Raw genomic sequence first — 16418 nt, forward strand, 5'->3', positions numbered from 1 at the left:
TGTTGTTGGCAGATGGTTCAAGCACGCAGGCGCCCGGTCTCTGCGGACCGGGGCACGATAACAGGCTCAGGTACGGTAGACGGCCTCACCGTCTTCGATCAGGCGCAGCGCCGACTCCCAGGCCAGCAGGTGCAGGCCGTCGACCAGCGCTTCCTCTTCCTGCACGGCGACGCGCTCGCACACGGCGTGCGGCGGGTAGCGCAGCTGGCGGCCGCCGGCCAGGGCCTGGACCTGCGCCTGGCAGGCGCGTTCGAGGAAGTAGATCTGGTTGAAGGCTTCGGCGATGCAGCGCCCGGTGGCCAGCAGGCCGTGGTTGCGCAGGATCATCACCATGTGGCTGCCCAGGTCGTTGACCAGGCGCTCACGCTCTTCCGGATCCAGGGAGATGCCTTCGTAGTTGTGGTAACCCAGGCGGTTGTAGAACTTCAGCGCGTGCTGGCTGATCGGCAGCAGGCCGTCTTCCTGGGCAGACACCGCGATGCCGGCGGCGGTGTGGGTGTGGATCACACAGGCCACGTCCTCGCGGGCCGCGTGCACCGCGGAATGGATGTTGAAGCCGGCGCGGTTGACGCTTTTCGGGCCGAAGCGCGGGTCGATGACGTCGCCCGCGTGGTCGACCTTCACCAGGTCGGAGGCGCGCATTTCATGGAACAGCACGCCGTAGCGGTTGATCAGGTAGTGCCCCGGCTCGCCCGGCACCCGCGCGGAGATGTGGGTGTCGATGTGGTCGGTCCAGCGGAAGTGGGCGATCAGCCGGTACAGCGCGGCGAGGTCGCAGCGCGCCTGCCACTCTTCGGCCGAAATGCTCGACGGATCGATGTTGTAAGCTGTGTCACGCATGACGGGCATTCCCTGTTCTTATTCGGGGGTTCTTGTATCAGGCCATGCGGCGGATTGCCGCCGTCTGGGGCCGAGTGTGCTGGGCGCGCCCGACCCGCACCATGCACAGGGACCTCACGGAATTTGCAGTGCTGTTATGGTCCGGCGACCTGTACAGATCCTTCCCCATCAGAATCGGACCTTCGGATGCTGTTGCTCGACCCCACCTCGGACATTCCCCTGGTCACCCAGATCGTCGACGGCATCGCCCAGGCCATCGACGAGCAGCGCCTGCGCCCCGGCGCCAAGCTGCCCTCGATCCGCAAGTTCGCCCAGGCCAACGGCGTCAGCCACTTCACCGTGGTCGAGGCCTACGACCGGCTGGTGGCGCGCGGCTGCCTGAATGCAGTGCCCAATGCCGGTTTCTACGTGCGCGGTCCGGCAGTCGAGGACAGCGCCAGCGACGAGGCGCCCACCGAATTCGACTTCGATGCCCACCTGCTGCTGCACAAGGTGTTCCAGCCGCTGGGCATGGAGCTACGCCCCGGCGTCGGCCTGCTGCCCGAACACTGGCTCGACGGTGAAGGCCTGCTGCGCGGCCTGCGCAGCCTGGCGCGGGAAGAGCCGACCCAGTTCGGCAACTACGGCCACAGCAAGGGCAACCCCAAGCTGCGCGGCAAGCTCGCCGACCGCCTGGGCGATGCGGGCGTGGCCGCCAGTCCGGAGCAGATCCTGCTGACCGCCGGCGCCAGTCAGGCGCTGGACCTGACCGTGCGCTACCTGGTACAGCGCGGCGATCCGGTGCTGGTCGACGAGCCCGGCTACCACAACCTGTTCCTCAACCTGCGGCTGCAGGGCGCGCAGCTGCTGGGCGTGCCGCGCAGCGCCGACGGGCTGGACCTCGACCGCCTGGAGCAACTGGCCCGCGAGCACCGCCCCAAGGTCTACTTCACCCAGGCGCGCCTGCAGAGCCCCACGGGCGGCAGCCTGTCGCTGGCCGCCGCGCACCGCCTGCTGCAACTGGCGGAGAAGTACGACTTCCTGATCGTCGAGAACGACATCTACGCCGAGCTCGACCCCGCCGGCCAATTGCTGCTGGCCAACCTCGACCAGCTGGCGCGGGTGATCTACATCGGCAGCCTGTCCAAGGTCATCGCCCCGGCGCTGCGCACCGGCTTCATCGCCGCGCACCCGGAGCTGATCGAGGAGCTGGTGCCGCTGAAGATGGTCAGCGGCCTGACCAGCTCGGAACTCACCGAGACCCTGGCCCTGGACATCCTCCTGCAGGGCCGCCACCGCAAGCACGTGCGCCAGCTGCGCGACCAGCTCGGCGAAGCCCACGACAGCGTGGCGCGGCGCCTGGAAGCCGCCGGCCTGGAAATCTTCCACGAACCCCGCGCCGGCCTGTTCCTCTGGGCCCGGCACCGCGCGGTGGATGACGCCACCCTGCTCGCCAGCCGGGCCAAGGAGGCGAAGATCCTGCTATTCCCCGGCCAGCTGTTCATGCCCGACGGCCGCAGCGTGCCGTGGATGCGCTTCAACGTCGCGCACTCGCTGGACGAGCGGCTTTACGCCTTCCTCTCAGCGCAAGGCGGGACGCCCTTGTAGGAGCGAGGGGGACACCATCGTTATTGCTCGCGAACCGCCCAGGCGCCTTGGCTGCCGGCGAGTCCGTTCGCGAGCAAGCTCGCTCCTACCAGAAATTCCAGGCACCTTCTCCGCTTCGGGCTGCCTCGCGGTCACAAAACTCGCGGCCGCCGAGTCCAAGGAAGAACAGCCGGCATTTCGTCCGGAAGGTCAGGAGGACACCGTGAAATTTCCCACCATCGATCCGCAGCAACTGCAACGTGCCCAGCAAGGCGACCCCGCCGCCCTCGACGCCTTGCTGCTGACCCTGCAAGCGCCGGTCTACAACCTCGCCCTGCGCATGCTCGGCCGCCGAGAAGACGCCCAGGACGCCAGCCAGGAAATCCTCCTGCGCATCACCACCCACCTTGCCAGCTTCCGCGGCGACAGCCAGTTCTCCACCTGGGCCTTTCGCATCGCCAGCAACGCGCTGCTGACTGTGCGCACCAGGGTCCGCGAGACGCCCACCGTGTCGCTGGAGGCCCTGGCCGAGAAACTCGACCTCGGCCTGCGCCTGGCCGACGCCAACGAACGCCCGCTGGAGCCGGCCGACAAGCTCGCCGCCGAGCGCATCGCCCTGGCCTGCACCCAGGGCATGCTGATGTGCCTGGAGCGCGAGCAGCGCCTGGCCTACGTGCTGGACATCGCCTTCGGGCTGGATTCCGAAACGGCGGCGGCGGTGCTGGAGATCGAACCGGCGACCTACCGCAAGCGCCTGTCGCGTGCACGCCAGCGGCTGGATGAGTTCATGCAGCAGCACTGCGGGCTGGTCAACGCGCAGGCCGCCTGTTCCTGCGAGCGCCAGGCCCTCGCGCTGCCGGCCGGCGCCAGCGATACCCGCAGGGCCGAAAGCGAGCTGCTTGCCCTCACCCGCCTGGCCGACGCCGCGGCGGTGTTCCGCGCCCACCCGGACTACCGCGTCCCGCAACGGGTCATCGAAACCGTTCGCGCCGTGCTGCAGCAGCACACCGGAGGCTGGCAATGAACGCCATCGCCGATCTGGGCTACCCCGAGGGTTTCCAGCCGCTGCAGCGGCGCAACCCACTGCTCGACCTGCTCGGTCCGTTCCTGGTGCGCGGTGAAGGCGAATCACTGGAGCTCGGGCTGCTGCTGGACGAACGCCACACCAACAGCCGCGGCGGGGTGCACGGCGGCATCCTCGCCACCCTGGCGGATATCGGCATGGGCTACGCCATGGCTTTCTCCAGCCAACCGCCGCAGCCCCTGGTCACCGCCAGCCTGACCCTGGACTATGTCTCCACGGCACAGGTCGGCGACTGGCTGAGCATCCGCCTGCAGCACTGCCGGCGCGGCCGGCAGATGGCCTTCGCCAATGCGCTGCTGTCGGTGGGTGACAAGGTGGTGGCGCAGGCCAGCGCGGTGTTCGCGGTCCCGCACTGATCCAGCGGATATCGCCAGCGGCCGCGCGAGGCCTTAGACTTGCCGCCCATCAGCAACCGCCAGCAAGAGATCACTATGGGCGCCCAGTGGAAAGCCAAACATAAAGAAGTCGCCGCCAACGCCAAGGGCCGCATCTTCGGAAAACTGTCGAAGGAAATCATGATCGCCGCGCGCAACGGCGCCGATCCCGACATGAACCCGAAGCTGCGCCTGGTCGTCGAGCAGGCCAAGAAGGCCTCCATGCCGCGCGACACCCTGGAGCGCGCCATCAAGAAAGGCGCCGGCCTGCTGGACGGCGCCGCCACCTTCGAGCGCGTGGTCTACGAAGGCTTCGCCCCGCACCGCGTGCCGGTGATCGTCGAGTGCCTGACCGACAACGTGAACCGCACCATCGCGGAAATCCGCGTGCTGTTCCGCAAGGGCCAGCTGGGCGCTTCCGGCTCGGTCTCCTGGGACTTCGATTACCTGGGTCTGGTCGAGGCCACCCCGGCCAGCGCTGACGCTGATCCGGAACTGGCCGCCATCGAAGCCGGCGCCCAGGACTTCGAGCCGGGCGAGGAAGACGGTGACACCCTGTTCCTCACCGACTCCACCGACCTCGACGCCGTCTGCCGCGCCTTGCCCGAGCACGGCTTCACCGTCGCCTCGGCCAAGCTCGGCTACAAGGCGAAGAATCCGGTAAGCCTGTCCGACGCGGAACTGGAAGAAGTCGAAGCCTTCCTCGATGCCCTGGACGGCAACGACGACGTGCAGAACCTCTACGTCGGCCTGGCGTAACGGCAAGCCACCCGAGGGAGATGGGGCACGCCCATCTCCCTGCTGCAGGCGTCAGTACAGTCCGGTCGCGCTCCCCGGCTCGAACACCGGAGTCTCGTTGGCCTGGATCATGTTGTAGCTCAGCATGAAGGTCACGCCACCCTCGCTGGCCAGCGCCTGGCTGATCCAGCCGATGGGGTTGTTGAACAGCGAATCATCCGGGTTGAGCACGCCGATGGCCGCCGTATCGGGATCCTCGTCCCAGGTGACGTCGCCCCAGTGCCAACCCAGCCCCAGCACGAACTGCCGCCCCAGCAGCGCGCCGAGCGCGAACACCGCGTCATCGTCCACCTCGCGCTGCTGCGCCTTGGCATCACGCACGTACTGGGTGATCGCTGCGACCACCTCCCGGGGCGGCAACTCGGGCGCCAGCTGAAGCAGCTCCAGGCCCTGCTGTTGCAGGTCTGCCAGTTGTTGTTCCAGCTCCGCCGACAGCGGAATGATTTCAGCCATGCTTCCTTCTCCTGAAACGGTTCCCGCACTGTCCTGGCAGGTCCCTGTCACTATGAATCGCCCATTGTGCCGATCGGCACGCCGGAGCGCGTCGCTCAGCGTGCGCGGCCCATCAGGACGTCCTGGCTGCCTTCGGCCTTCTCGCGCAGGAAATCCCAGGTGGTGCGCATCCGCGCGATGTCCTTGAGCTCGGTAGGCATCAGCATCCAGAAGGTCCGCACGAATTCGATCTCTCCCCCTAGCACGGGTTGCAGCGACGGGTCTTCGGCTGCCGCAAACGCCGGCAGGATCGCCAGCCCGGCGCCCTCCGCCACCGCCCGCTGCTGGGCGAGGATGCTGGTGCAGCGCAGCGCCATGTGCAGCGGCCGGCCGATCTCGTCGAGGTACTGCAGCTCCTTGCTGTAGAGCAGGTCGTCGACGTAACCGACCAGCGCATGCTCGCGCAGGTCGTCGCGGTTGCGGATCGGCCCGCGTGCGGCGAGGTAGTCCTGCGAGGCGTAGAGGCGCAGCACGTAGTCGGTCAGCCGGGTAATCAGGTACGGGCCGCGGCCGGGGCGTTCCAGGGTGATGACGATGTCCGCCTCATGGCGCGACAGCTGCAACGCACGCGGTACCGCCAGCAGGTCTACGCCCAGGTGCGGGTGGCGCTGGTTCAGCTCCACCAGTTGCGAGGTCAGCAGCGTCGAGCCGTAACCCTCGGTGGCGCCGATGCGCACCTTGCCGGAAAGATTGTCCTCGGCGCCGGCCAGGCGTTTCTCGATGACCTTGCAGGCGCTTTCCATGGCCTCGGCCTGGGGCAGCAGCCCGTGGCCAGCCTCGGTCAACCGATAGCCGGCGGGCTCGCGCACCAGCAGCTGGGCGCCGATGCTTTTCTCCAGCGCCTGCAGGCGCCGGGCGACCGTGGTGTGGTCCACGCCCAGGCGCCGGGCGGCGACGGTCAGCTTGCCGGCTCGGGAAAGCTCGAGGAAAAACCGCAGGTTGTCCCAGTCCATCTCTGCCTCTGCACGGGCCATGTCTGCAAAAATGCAGAGCATACTTGCACATCACCTCATTGAGCACATCAAAAATGCACTGCTAGGATCGTTCCAGACAACAAGAAAGCCTTCAGGCTGGGAGAATCCCGATGACTGCTACTGCCGTCCCGACCGTCAAACTCTTCCTCGACGGTAAGCCCGTCGAGTCCACCACCTCCGAATGGCGCGACGTGATCAACCCCGCCACCCAGGAAGTCCTCGCCCGCGTGCCCTTCGCCACGCCCGAGGAAGTCGAGCGCGCAGTGGCCAGCGCCAAGGCCGCGTTCAAGACCTGGAAGAAGACCCCCATCGGCGCCCGCGCGCGCATCTTCCTCAAGTACCAGCAGCTGATCCGCGAGAACATGAAGGAACTGGCGGCCATCCTCACCGCCGAACAGGGCAAGACCCTGCCCGATGCCGAGGGCGACGTGTTCCGCGGCCTGGAAGTCGTCGAGCACGCCGCAGCCATCGGCAACCTGCAGCTGGGCGAGCTGGCCAACAACGTGGCCGGCGGCGTGGATACCTTCACCATCCTGCAGCCCATCGGCGTGTGCGCCGGCATCACCCCCTTCAACTTCCCGGCGATGATCCCGCTGTGGATGTTCCCGATGGCCATCGCCACCGGCAACACCTTTGTCCTCAAGCCCTCCGAGCAGGACCCGATGGTGACCATGCGCCTGGTCGAACTGGCCCATGAAGCCGGCGTGCCGCCGGGCGTGCTCAACGTCATCCATGGCGGCCCGGACGTGGTCAACGCCATCTGCGACCACCCGGACATCAAGGCCGTCTCCTTCGTCGGCTCGACCCGTGTCGGCACCCACGTCTACAACCGTGCCTCCCAGGCCGGCAAACGCGTGCAGTGCATGATGGGCGCGAAGAACCACGCCATCGTGCTGCCCGACGCCAACAAGGAGCAGACCCTCAACGCCATTGCCGGTGCGGCCTTCGGCGCCGCCGGGCAACGCTGCATGGCATTGTCGGTGGCGATCCTGGTGGGCGAAGCCCACGAGTGGATTCCCGACCTGGTGGCCAAGGCGCAGACCCTCAAGGTCAGCGGCGGCACCGAGGCCAACACCGATGTCGGCCCGCTGGTTTCCTGCGCGGCGCTGGACCGTGTCAGCGGCCTGATCGAACGCGGCACCCAGGAAGGCGCCAAACTGGAGCTGGACGGCCGCAACCCGCAGGTGGCCGGCTACGCCAAGGGCAATTTCGTCGGCCCGACCCTGTTCTCCGGCGTCACCCCGCAGATGACCATCTACCGCGAGGAAATCTTCGGCCCGGTGCTCTGCGTGGTGTCGGTGAAGACCTTCGACGAGGCCATCGAGCTGATCAACGCCAACCCCAACGGCAACGGCACCGCGCTGTTCACCCGCTCCGGCGCTGCCGCACGGCACTTCAAGGAAGAAATCGACGTCGGCCAGGTGGGCATCAACGTGCCGATCCCGGTGCCGGTGCCGCTGTTCTCCTTCACCGGTTCGCGCGGCTCCAAGCTGGGCGACCTGGGCCCGTACGGCAAGCAGGTGGTGCAGTTCTACACCCAGACCAAGACCGTCACCGAACGCTGGTTCGACGAGAACGAGGTCGGCGGCGCGGTGAACACCACCATCAACCTCAAGTAAATCAGCCTGCCCGCCCGCTCGCCCCGAGCCGATCCGGACTTCAGCAAGGATGCCGGTCCGGACCCGGCACCACGCGGGCGGGCACCTCCTTTCGCACCTGATCGACCAGGTACCCCGAACAAGAAGAAGAGGATCAACCCATGCGCATCGGCTTCATCGGACTCGGCAACATGGGCGGCCCCATGGCCGCCAACCTGCTCAAGGCCGGCTTCGACCTGAGCGTCTTCGATCTTTCCGCCAGGGCCGTGGAAGCGGCCGTCGCCCTGGGCGCCCGCGCCCTGGCATCGCCCGCCGAAGTGGCGCGCGACGATGTCGAGGTGATCATCACCATGCTGCCCGCCGCCGCCCACGTGAAGCAGGTCTTCCTCGGCGACGACGGCCTGCTGGCCAACGTGCAGCGCGGCGTGTTGCTGATCGACTCTTCCACCATCGACCCGCTGAACGCCCGCGAGGTCAGCGCGGCCGCCCTCACCCACGGCAACCCGATGCTCGATGCGCCGGTTTCCGGCGGCACCGCTGGTGCTGCCGCGGGCACCCTGACCTTCATGGTCGGTGGCGAGCCGGCCGACTTCGAGCGCGCCCGTCCGGTGCTCGCGGCCATGGGCAAGAACATCGTGCACTGCGGCGGCGCCGGCAATGGCCAGGTGGCCAAGGTGGCGAACAACCTGCTGCTGGGCATCTCCATGATCGGCGTGGCGGAAGCCATGTCCCTGGGCGTGAAGCTGGGGATGGACGCGGAAGTGCTGGCCGGCATCATCAACACCTCCAGCGGCCGCTGCTGGAGTTCAGAGGTGAACAACCCGCTCACCGGTGCACCGGCGGCTCGCGGCTACAGCGGCGGCTTCGGCACCGACCTGATGCTCAAGGACCTGGGCCTGGCCAGCGAGGCCGCACGCCAGGTGCGCCAGCCAGTGCTGCTCGGCGCGCTGGCCCAACAGCTGTTCCAGACCTTCAGCAACCAGGGCAACGGCCAGCTGGACTTCTCGGCCATCGTCAAGCTCTACGAACAGAACTGAAACCCTGCGCAGCAGCGGACTTCGTCCGCGATAGTCTCCGGCGTGATGCGGACCTGTCGCGGACGGAGTCCGCTCCTGCACCGCCCCAGCAACCCGGCTATCTCGGCTATCTCGGCTATCTCGGCTATCATGCGCGCTCCGCCCCACCCGGATGCCGCCCATGATCCTCCGCCCGCAAACCCCGACACTCTGGGTTCTGCTGTTTTCCCTCAAGGGGTCGATCATCCCCGCCATCTGGCGCAAGGTGCTGTACACGGTGCTGCTCAGCTCGCTGGTGGTGGCCACCCACGGCACGCTCTACCACTACAAGGTGATCATCACCTCCACGCCCTTCACCCTCTGGGGCCTGACGCTGGCGATCTTCCTCGGTTTCCGCAACAACGTCGCCTACCAGCGCTTCTGGGAGGCCCGTACGCTCTGGGGCGAGTTGCTGATCGTTACCCGCAACCTGGCGCGCCAGACCCGTTCACTGCTGCCGGACCTGGACAGCGAAGGTCGCCGCCAGCTGGGCAACCAGCTGATCGCCTTCAGCTACGCCCTGCGCGACCAGCTGCGCGGCACCCCGCAAAGCGATGACGTGCGTCGGCTGCTGGGCGACGAAGCTGCCGCGCTGGCCGCCAGCCACAGCCCGACCAACATCCTGCTCGCCAGCCTCGGCCAGCGATTTGCCGACCGTGGGCGCGCCAGCGGCGCCAGCGATATCACCCTGGCCGCCATCGACCAGCAGATGACCCGACTGTCGTACGTGCTGGGCGGCTGCGAGCGCATCCGCAACACGCCGATCCCCTACCCCTACATCCTGATGCTGCACCGCATCGTTCACGTCTATTGCTTCCTGCTGCCCTTCTGCCTGGTGGACAGCATCGGCTGGTTCACCCCGCTGGCGGTCTGTGTGCTGGCTTACACCTTCTTCGGCCTGGACGCCCTCGGCGACCAGATTGCCGACCCGTTCGACACCCAACCCAACGACCTGCCGCTGGACGCCATGAGCCGCAACATGGAAATCGCCGTGCTGGAAATTCTCGGCGAGACCGACCTGCCCGAACCGCTGAAGCCGGTGGACGGCCTGCTGCTCTGATCCGGCCTTGAGGACCCAAGAATGAACCACCTGAAAGACGTGCCGCTGAACAAGGCCTACCTGCTGCTCAACCACGGCCCGAGCACCCTCGTCACCAGCGAGCACAACGGCGTCGCCAACGTCATGGCCGCGGCCTGGGTCATGCCGCTGGACTTCGATCCGCCCAAGCTGATGCTGGTGCTCGACCGCAACACCTGGTCGCGCCACCTGGTGGAGGGTTCCGGCGCCTTCGTCATCCAGCTGCCGACACGCCAGCAGGCGGAGCTGACCCTGGCGGTGGGTTCGAGCAACGGCGGCGAAGGCAACAAGTTCGAGCAGCTGGACATCCGCACTTCCCGTGCGAAGCAGATCGAGGCACCGGTGGTCGATGGCTGCGTGGCCTACCTGGAATGCAAGGTGATCAGCGAGCCGCACAACCAGGAGAAGTACGACCTGTTCATCGCCGAAGTCGTCGCCGCCTACGCCGATGAGCGCGCCTTCTCGAACGGCCGCTGGCATTTCCCCAACGACGAGCTGCGCACCATTCATTACCAGGCCGGTGGCGCCTTCTTCGCCACCGGCGAGGCGTTCCAGGTCACTCGGGACTGACTGGCTGCCAGGCTGCCGGCGCCGAGCCCAGCTCGGAGGCCGGCGACTCCCAGTAAAGCGGCGAGCCCGCGACCTGCAGTGGCGGACGCAAGCGCCGCGCGTGCCCCCAGGGGGTTGTCTCGATGCCCGGTGCCAGATCGGCGGCCGCCTCCTCCGCCAGCCCCAGCGAACCTACCGACGAAACTCCCGCCTCCAGCAGACATTGAGCCGTGCGCGCCAGCGACAGCCGCCAACGACTGCCGCGACCGCTGCGCCGGCGCTCGGCCAAGCCGCGCAAGGCAGCCGCGGCGATCAGGTAGCCGGTGGCGTGATCGAGCGCCTGCACCGGCAAGGGTACGGGTTTGTCTTCGCCCCGCCAGACGCGCCCTGCCTCGGCGATGCCGCTGCTCATCTGCACCAGGCTGTCGAACCCGCGCCTTTCGCTCCAGGGGCCAGACCAGCCATAAGCGTTCAGGCTCACATCCACCAACCCCGGCGCAATGGTGCGGCGCACGTCGGCACCAAAGCCCAGGCGATCCAGGGCATCGGCCCGGTAGCCGTGCACCAGCACGTCGGCGCTGGCGAGCAGCGCCTGGAAGCGTTCGCGGTCCGCAGCCTGGCGCAGGTCCAGACGCGCGCAGTGCTTGCCCAGGGTGACTTCAGGCACCACGCCGGGCTCATCCCAGTCCGGCGGATCGATGCGCAGGACTTCGGCGCCGAAGCCGGCCAGCAGTCGGGTGGCAATCGGCCCGGCCAACACGCGGGTCAGGTCCAGCACGCGCAATCCGGCCAGCGGGCGCTCAGGGTCAATCTCGATATCCAGGGAGGGCGCGGACACCAGCTGGGTATCACGCAGTACCAGCGGCTCACGGGCTACGGCGAGGCCCTGCGGGTGCTCTTTCCAGGCGTCCCAGGAGCGCATCTCGGCGGCACAGCCACCCTCCTTCACGATCGCCAGTTCCAGCTCACCCGCGTCCCAGTTTGCCACGGCGCCTGCAACCCGCTCCCGATCATTGTCGGTACCGAGTACCCGAAGGGCGGCGGCGCGGTGATGCGGCGCATTGGTATGCAGGCGAATCCAGCCGGCGCGGGTACGGTAGTTGCCGGCAATCGCATCCCACAGGTCGGGGGGTGTCCAGCCCTGGGCGCGCAATGAGGTGGAGAACCAGAAGGAAGCCAGCCGCCGATCCACGACCAGCGATGTGGCGGCACCGGGCTCCGGCTCCAGCCACTCGCCCAGCGCCAGCCCGGCGCTGGCGATGCTGGCGGCAGCCAGTTCGGTGACGAAGAAAGCCGAAGGCAGGGAGCCTTCGCTGCGAAAGGCCAGGTGACTCAGGCGTTCGGCCTGGCCCCCCAGGGCAACCCAAAGTCGCTCCGCAAGAACGCGCTGCATCTCTATCTCCGCCTATTCCGTGGTGTTCCACCTTAGCCGCGCAGCGTCCGGCGGGCGAGCCGACCTTGGTCGACAGGCAATAAAAAGCCCGCAATCAAGCGGGCTTTTCGATGGGGAGCTAATCCCTTAGCTGGTTTTCATCCTCTGCCCCCAGGTGTGAAAAAAACGTGAAGGGAGGGCCAGCCGAAACATTTTGTCGGAGAACGGATTTTCTGGAGACCGGCACTCAGCTCGAATAGTCCAGCGCGGTCCAGACACGGCTGAGCCCATCGCTGATCTGGCAGCTCGACAGGTCATCCGCTGCACCCCGCGAGGACAGGCGCACCGTGGAGTCGCCCTCGCCTTCGGTCAGCCACTGCAGGCGGCCGCAGTTGGGCGTGTCGATCACATAGCTGGCGGCGATCGCCGAGCGCTCCTTCGGCAGGCGGATGGCGTCGCGCACCGTGCCGCGCTCCTCGATGCGCTTGCCGTCAGCCACCAGCACGGCCCAGGCCTCCTTGCCCTCGATGATCAGGTAGGCGCCATTGGCGCGCGGAACGTCCGCCTGGGGCTGGGCACAGCCCGCCAGCATCGCCACACCTGCGCAAAGCATCAGTTTCTGCAGCATCGCCATCGCTCCTGTTCTTCGAGGAGTGCCCGCCAGGCCAGTGGCGACGGGCACTTCAGGGTTTCTGTCAGACCGTGAGAGGGATACTAGGAGAAAATACTGTTCATGCATACAGTATTTTGCGAAAATTTTTTAAACCTCGACGAAAGGCCACAGTCCATTGGCTACGTCGATCACCTCGAATCACCGGGCATGGGCCTGAAACCCATTGAGGAGCAAGCGATGGTCAGCATCCATCAGCTGAAATACACCGTGAACCACATGGCCATCGAGGAAGTCAGCGAGGCCGTGTCGGAACTGCTGCTGGAGGGGTTGGTCACAGAAGGCAAGACGCCCTTCAGCCGCACCCACTTCAACGTGTGCTTCGCGGAAATCGAGGCCCTGATGCAGCGCGCCGGCTATCACCGCCCGCTGGATGTGGTGGGTTACCAGGGCCAGGCCTATGCCATGTTCGATCCCAGTCGCTGGGACGCCGTGGAAGTGCTGCGCTGGCTGAAGGAATACGTCGAGGAATCGAAGGCGGTCAGCATCGCCTGAAGGCGCGGGCCATTTCGCAGGTCACGGTCGCGGGAGCAGCGACTTGCGAAGGCCCACCCGGCGCACTAATGTCCCATGCACTTTTCCCGCTTGCCGAATCAAGGACGATTCCATGAGCGACTCTTCCTCAGACGACAGCTGGCTCTGGGCCTACCGCAAACTCCGTAGCTGGGATGTGGGCCGGGTCAGCTCGGCGTTTCTCGCCACACTCTTCCACTGGCGCGGCGACACCGGGCTCTTCTACAGCCACGGTGGCCTGCGCAAATCCCGCCTGACCCGCGACGATCTGCTCGACTGAGCCGAACTACTGCTGCTGGTAATACCCATTGCCGCGCGGATAGACCGCGCCGTTGGGGTACTCGATGCTCTGGCGGATACCACCGCTGCCCTGGTCGATGATCACCGTGCCCGAGCGCGTCTCGCCGTAGCTGCGCGGCACCTGGACGCCACCATAGCCCTCATTGCGCTGCCAACTGGAAGAACTCTCCACGCTGCCGCTCGCCCCGGGGCTGACATAGATACGCTGGATCACTGGCGGCGGTTGCTGCCTTTGCGGCTGCCCCTGGTAGTTCTGCTGGGACTGTCTTTCCTGCGTGGAAAACTGCTGCGCGTAGGCCGGTAGCGCCAGGGCACAACAGGCGATGGCCCCGAGGATTCTGAGACCGATCATGGCGATCTCCCGAATGATGGAAAGGCTCCAGCTTACCAAGCCTCGCCGCTCAGTACAGGGCAATACGTAAACTCAACATAAATCCTTATAGCTCAATAACTTAAAAAACTATTATCACGTTAATTATAGGAAATTGCCTCCTCAGGGTGCTGCGTGGCAACACGGCCCCGCAGGACTCCCTAAGCCCTTGTTTAAACAAACGGATAGCGCCGACTTTTAAAGCTTTTTATAGAATATTTTTCCGTTTAAAAACAACCACATAAAGAGATATCCTCAAGCTTTACAAGAGGTAACGGAGGCTTGTTGCAAAGCGCTCCCAGCAGTCCCATGGCGCGGCGACCCAACCAGCGCCTCCATCCGGGCAATCCACCCCTTGCCATTCCATTGCCACGATTGGCATTTCTTTCTCAATCAGTAAGATGCAGCGACTTTCGTAAGGAACGCCTCATGTTCGGACGCTGCCTGACCCTGCTGCTGATCCTCGCCATCCCCACCGTCGCCTCCGCCGCCGCCCCGCGCACCTTCGAGGAAGCCAAGAAGGTCGGGCGCAAGCTGTATGCCCGCCAGTCGGTGGAGTTCTATTGCGGCTGCCGCTACAACGGCACCCGGGTCGACCTGAAGAGCTGCGGCTACACCCCGCGCAAGAACGCCAACCGGGCTGCGCGCATCGAATGGGAACACATCGTCCCCGCCTGGGTGATCGGCCATCAGCGCCAATGCTGGCAAAGCGGTGGACGCAAGAACTGCGCGCGCAATGACCGGGTGTACCAGAAGGCCGAGGCCGACCTGCACAACCTGGTGCCGAGCATCGGTGAGGTCAACGGCGATCGGAACAACTTCAGTTTCGGCTGGCTGCAACAGAAACCCTCGCAGTACGGCGCCTGCCCGATGGTGGTGGACTTCAAGGCGCGCAAGGCCATGCCCCGCCCGCAGATCCGCGGCATGATCGCCCGCACCTACTTCTACATGAGCGACCGCTATGGCTTGAAACTGTCCAACCAGGACCGCCAGCTGTTCACCGCCTGGAGCAAGCAGTACCCGGTGGAAGCCTGGGAGCGTCAGCGCAACCAGATGGTTGGCTGCGCGATGGGCTGGGGCAATCCCTACGTCGGCCCGATCGAGGCCGACCGCTGCCCGACACCGAAGGTGGCCAGACGCTGAAGCCTGGCGACAGGCGCAAGCGCCAGCAGTAGACTCCGACAGCCGTCCAGCGCGACGAACCCCACCTTTATCTGTCTGGAGTACGCAGCATGTCCTTCTCGATCTACCAGGCTTCGGTTCCCGTCTTCATCCGCATGCTTGGCAACCTTTCGGTGATCCTCACCAAGGCTGCCGAGCACGCTCAGGCCAAGTCCATCGACCCTTCCGTCCTGATCAACGCCCGCCTTGCCCCGGACATGTTCGCCCTGGCGCGCCAGGTGCAGATCGCCTCCGACTCCGCCAAGGGCGCCGGCGCGCGTCTGGCCGGCGTGGAAGTGCCGAGCTACGCCGATGACGAAACCACCTTCGACGAACTGCAGGCGCGCATCACCAGGACCATCGAGTTCCTCAAATCCCTCAAGCCCGAGCAGTTCGACGGCGCCGAAAACCGCACCATCGAACTGAAGCTGCGCACCCGCGAAATCAGCTTCAAGGGGGCGGATTTCCTGCTGGGCTTCGTCAATCCGAACTTCTATTTCCACATCACCACCGCCTACGACATCCTCCGCCACAACGGCGTGGAAGTCGGCAAGATGGATTACCTGGGCGGCGTCTGACTGCCCTCGGCGCCGGTCTCCCCGGCGCCCTTCAACCGCGCGGCAGCGGCAGCGTGGTGGTGGACTTGATCTCCGAGAGCGCCACGATGGAGTTGATCTCCTGCACGCCCGGCACCTGCGACAGCCGCTCGAAGAAGAAACGCTCGTACGCCTCCACATCCTCGGTGACGATACGCAGCATGAAGTCCACGGCCCCCATCAGCACGTGGCACTCCAGCACCTCGGGAAACTCCTCCATCGCCCGCGCGAAATCCGTCAGGTGATTGCGCCCGTGGGCGTTGAGCTTCACCTGAGCGAATATCTGGGTGTTCAGGCCGATCTTCTTGCGATCCAGCAGGGTCACCTGCTTGCGGATCACTCCCTCGTCCTTCAATCGCTGAATCCGCCGCCAGCACGGCGACTGGGACAAGCCGATGCGCTCGGCGATCTCCGCCGTGGAGAGCGTTGCCTCTTCCTGCAGCAGGGCAAGAATCTTGCGGTCATGAGAATCCAGAGAAACAGGCATGAATTATTCACCAAGGACAAATCCAGAGAATCATTAATGCACAAATGGCCGCCTCATAGCCAAGATCAGGCAAACAAATCCCCGCAGCGGGCCGCAGAATAGTCCTCACTTTCCTCGCATCGGCCAGCCGTCATGACGCTCCCCGCACTCAATCTCGTCGAATTCCCCCTGGATCAGCAGGACCGTCCGGTTCCCACCGAGGTGGCCGCCGACGTGCGCTACCTGATCCGCGCCGAAATCGACGCCGACATCCTCTGCCGGCTGCTGAATCAGTTCGCGCTCCAGGGCCACGTACCGGCCGAGGTCGAATCCTCGCGCCGGGAGGACTGGCTGGACATCGCCCTGCGGGTGAACACCCTGCCGCGCTACCGCGCCGAAGTGATTGCCCAGCGCATGCGCGGCATGGTCAGCGTGTGGTCGGTGGATCTGCATGTACAGGGTGCGGAAACTGTCCTTTCAGCGACATAAGCTGACTTTCTGGCGTTAGCCGGCACATCCTCCCGGGCTTAGAGTGCGAACCTGACCCTAGCGGTCTTTCACA

General features: G+C 65.8%; 20 protein-coding genes. 13 read left to right on the forward strand and 7 right to left on the reverse strand.

What is annotated here, in order from left to right; all coding sequences use genetic code 11:
- Nucleotides 1–66 precede the first annotated feature (66 nt).
- A complete protein-coding gene (locus tag J2T47_RS12635; RefSeq protein WP_253446988.1) occupies nucleotides 67–840 on the reverse strand; it encodes a class II aldolase/adducin family protein in 774 nt (257 codons plus the stop codon).
- Nucleotides 841–1026: 186 nt separating this feature from the next.
- Between J2T47_RS12635 and J2T47_RS12640 the strand changes: the two genes are divergently transcribed.
- The 4 genes from J2T47_RS12640 (at nucleotide 1027) to J2T47_RS12655 (ending at nucleotide 4623) form a co-directional block, all read left to right on the forward strand.
- Entirely contained in the window at nucleotides 1027–2427 is a 1401-nt protein-coding gene (locus tag J2T47_RS12640; protein ID WP_253446991.1) for a PLP-dependent aminotransferase family protein, read from the forward strand.
- Between the two features lie 202 nt (nucleotides 2428–2629).
- On the forward strand, nucleotides 2630–3430 hold the full coding sequence (locus J2T47_RS12645) for an RNA polymerase sigma factor (protein WP_253446994.1): 801 nt from the start codon (nucleotides 2630–2632) through the stop codon (nucleotides 3428–3430).
- On the forward strand, nucleotides 3427–3846 hold the full coding sequence (locus J2T47_RS12650; RefSeq protein ID WP_253446997.1) for a PaaI family thioesterase: 420 nt from the start codon (nucleotides 3427–3429) through the stop codon (nucleotides 3844–3846). The genes J2T47_RS12645 and J2T47_RS12650 overlap by 4 nt, the downstream gene beginning before the upstream one ends.
- Nucleotides 3847–3921: 75 nt before the next feature.
- Complete coding sequence (locus J2T47_RS12655; protein ID WP_192295751.1) at nucleotides 3922–4623, forward strand: YebC/PmpR family DNA-binding transcriptional regulator; 702 nt, start codon at nucleotides 3922–3924, stop codon at nucleotides 4621–4623.
- Between the two features lie 51 nt (nucleotides 4624–4674).
- Here J2T47_RS12655 and J2T47_RS12660 read toward each other — a convergent pair whose 3' ends face one another.
- Together J2T47_RS12660 and J2T47_RS12665 are read right to left on the reverse strand one after the other, a co-directional pair.
- Nucleotides 4675–5115 carry a hypothetical protein gene (locus tag J2T47_RS12660; RefSeq protein WP_253447000.1) on the reverse strand — a complete coding sequence of 147 codons (441 nt, stop codon included), beginning with the start codon at nucleotides 5113–5115 and terminating at the stop codon, nucleotides 4675–4677.
- Between the two features lie 95 nt (nucleotides 5116–5210).
- Nucleotides 5211–6107: a LysR family transcriptional regulator gene (locus J2T47_RS12665; RefSeq protein ID WP_253447003.1), complete on the reverse strand. Its 897-nt coding sequence runs from the start codon at nucleotides 6105–6107 to the stop codon at nucleotides 5211–5213.
- Between the two features lie 131 nt (nucleotides 6108–6238).
- Here J2T47_RS12665 and J2T47_RS12670 point away from each other — a divergent pair, with 131 nt between their 5' ends.
- The 4 genes from J2T47_RS12670 (at nucleotide 6239) to J2T47_RS12685 (ending at nucleotide 10429) form a co-directional block, all read left to right on the forward strand.
- Complete coding sequence (locus tag J2T47_RS12670) at nucleotides 6239–7747, forward strand: CoA-acylating methylmalonate-semialdehyde dehydrogenase (protein ID WP_253447006.1); 1509 nt, start codon at nucleotides 6239–6241, stop codon at nucleotides 7745–7747.
- Nucleotides 7748–7887: 140 nt separating this feature from the next.
- Nucleotides 7888–8763 (forward strand): 3-hydroxyisobutyrate dehydrogenase, encoded by an 876-nt coding sequence (gene mmsB, locus J2T47_RS12675; RefSeq protein ID WP_253447009.1) that lies wholly within the window; start codon nucleotides 7888–7890, stop codon nucleotides 8761–8763.
- Nucleotides 8764–8923: 160 nt separating this feature from the next.
- Nucleotides 8924–9841 carry a bestrophin family protein gene (locus J2T47_RS12680; protein WP_253447012.1) on the forward strand — a complete coding sequence of 306 codons (918 nt, stop codon included), beginning with the start codon at nucleotides 8924–8926 and terminating at the stop codon, nucleotides 9839–9841.
- Between the two features lie 21 nt (nucleotides 9842–9862).
- Nucleotides 9863–10429: a flavin reductase family protein gene (locus tag J2T47_RS12685; RefSeq protein ID WP_253447015.1), complete on the forward strand. Its 567-nt coding sequence runs from the start codon at nucleotides 9863–9865 to the stop codon at nucleotides 10427–10429.
- Here the strand turns inward: J2T47_RS12685 and J2T47_RS12690 are convergent.
- Together J2T47_RS12690 and J2T47_RS12695 are read right to left on the reverse strand one after the other, a co-directional pair.
- Nucleotides 10416–11801: a CoA transferase gene (locus J2T47_RS12690; protein ID WP_253447018.1), complete on the reverse strand. Its 1386-nt coding sequence runs from the start codon at nucleotides 11799–11801 to the stop codon at nucleotides 10416–10418. The two genes, J2T47_RS12685 and J2T47_RS12690, sit on opposite strands and share 14 nt — an antisense overlap.
- Before the next feature lie 226 nt (nucleotides 11802–12027).
- Complete coding sequence (locus J2T47_RS12695) at nucleotides 12028–12408, reverse strand: hypothetical protein (RefSeq protein ID WP_081520447.1); 381 nt, start codon at nucleotides 12406–12408, stop codon at nucleotides 12028–12030.
- Between the two features lie 222 nt (nucleotides 12409–12630).
- On the opposite strand from J2T47_RS12695, the gene J2T47_RS12700 reads away from it, so the two are divergent.
- Together J2T47_RS12700 and J2T47_RS12705 are read left to right on the forward strand one after the other, a co-directional pair.
- The gene (locus J2T47_RS12700) at nucleotides 12631–12945 is read left to right on the forward strand and encodes a transcriptional regulator (RefSeq protein ID WP_253447022.1); all 315 of its coding nucleotides are present in this window, start codon (nucleotides 12631–12633) and stop codon (nucleotides 12943–12945) included.
- A 112-nt stretch (nucleotides 12946–13057) separates the two neighbouring features.
- A complete protein-coding gene (locus J2T47_RS12705; protein ID WP_253447025.1) occupies nucleotides 13058–13243 on the forward strand; it encodes a hypothetical protein in 186 nt (61 codons plus the stop codon).
- 6 nt (nucleotides 13244–13249) lie between these two features.
- On the opposite strand, the gene J2T47_RS12710 is transcribed toward J2T47_RS12705, so the two are convergent.
- Entirely contained in the window at nucleotides 13250–13615 is a 366-nt protein-coding gene (locus J2T47_RS12710) for a hypothetical protein (protein WP_253447027.1), read from the reverse strand.
- A gap of 447 nt (nucleotides 13616–14062) precedes the next feature.
- Here J2T47_RS12710 and J2T47_RS12715 point away from each other — a divergent pair, with 447 nt between their 5' ends.
- Both J2T47_RS12715 and J2T47_RS12720 read left to right on the forward strand, forming a co-directional pair.
- Complete coding sequence (locus J2T47_RS12715; protein ID WP_253447030.1) at nucleotides 14063–14776, forward strand: endonuclease; 714 nt, start codon at nucleotides 14063–14065, stop codon at nucleotides 14774–14776.
- Between the two features lie 89 nt (nucleotides 14777–14865).
- Nucleotides 14866–15372, forward strand: coding sequence for a DUF1993 domain-containing protein (locus J2T47_RS12720; protein ID WP_253447033.1), 507 nt, complete (start codon nucleotides 14866–14868; stop codon nucleotides 15370–15372).
- A gap of 31 nt (nucleotides 15373–15403) precedes the next feature.
- On the opposite strand, the gene J2T47_RS12725 is transcribed toward J2T47_RS12720, so the two are convergent.
- Nucleotides 15404–15877 (reverse strand): Lrp/AsnC family transcriptional regulator, encoded by a 474-nt coding sequence (locus J2T47_RS12725; protein ID WP_253447036.1) that lies wholly within the window; start codon nucleotides 15875–15877, stop codon nucleotides 15404–15406.
- A gap of 132 nt (nucleotides 15878–16009) precedes the next feature.
- Between J2T47_RS12725 and J2T47_RS12730 the strand changes: the two genes are divergently transcribed.
- The gene (locus J2T47_RS12730; protein ID WP_253447038.1) at nucleotides 16010–16345 is read left to right on the forward strand and encodes a hypothetical protein; all 336 of its coding nucleotides are present in this window, start codon (nucleotides 16010–16012) and stop codon (nucleotides 16343–16345) included.
- Nucleotides 16346–16418: the final 73 nt, after the last annotated feature.

The sequence above is a fragment of the Pseudomonas nitroreducens genome (assembly GCF_024170165.1).
GTDB classification, from domain to species: Bacteria; Pseudomonadota; Gammaproteobacteria; order Pseudomonadales; family Pseudomonadaceae; genus Pseudomonas; species Pseudomonas nitroreducens_C.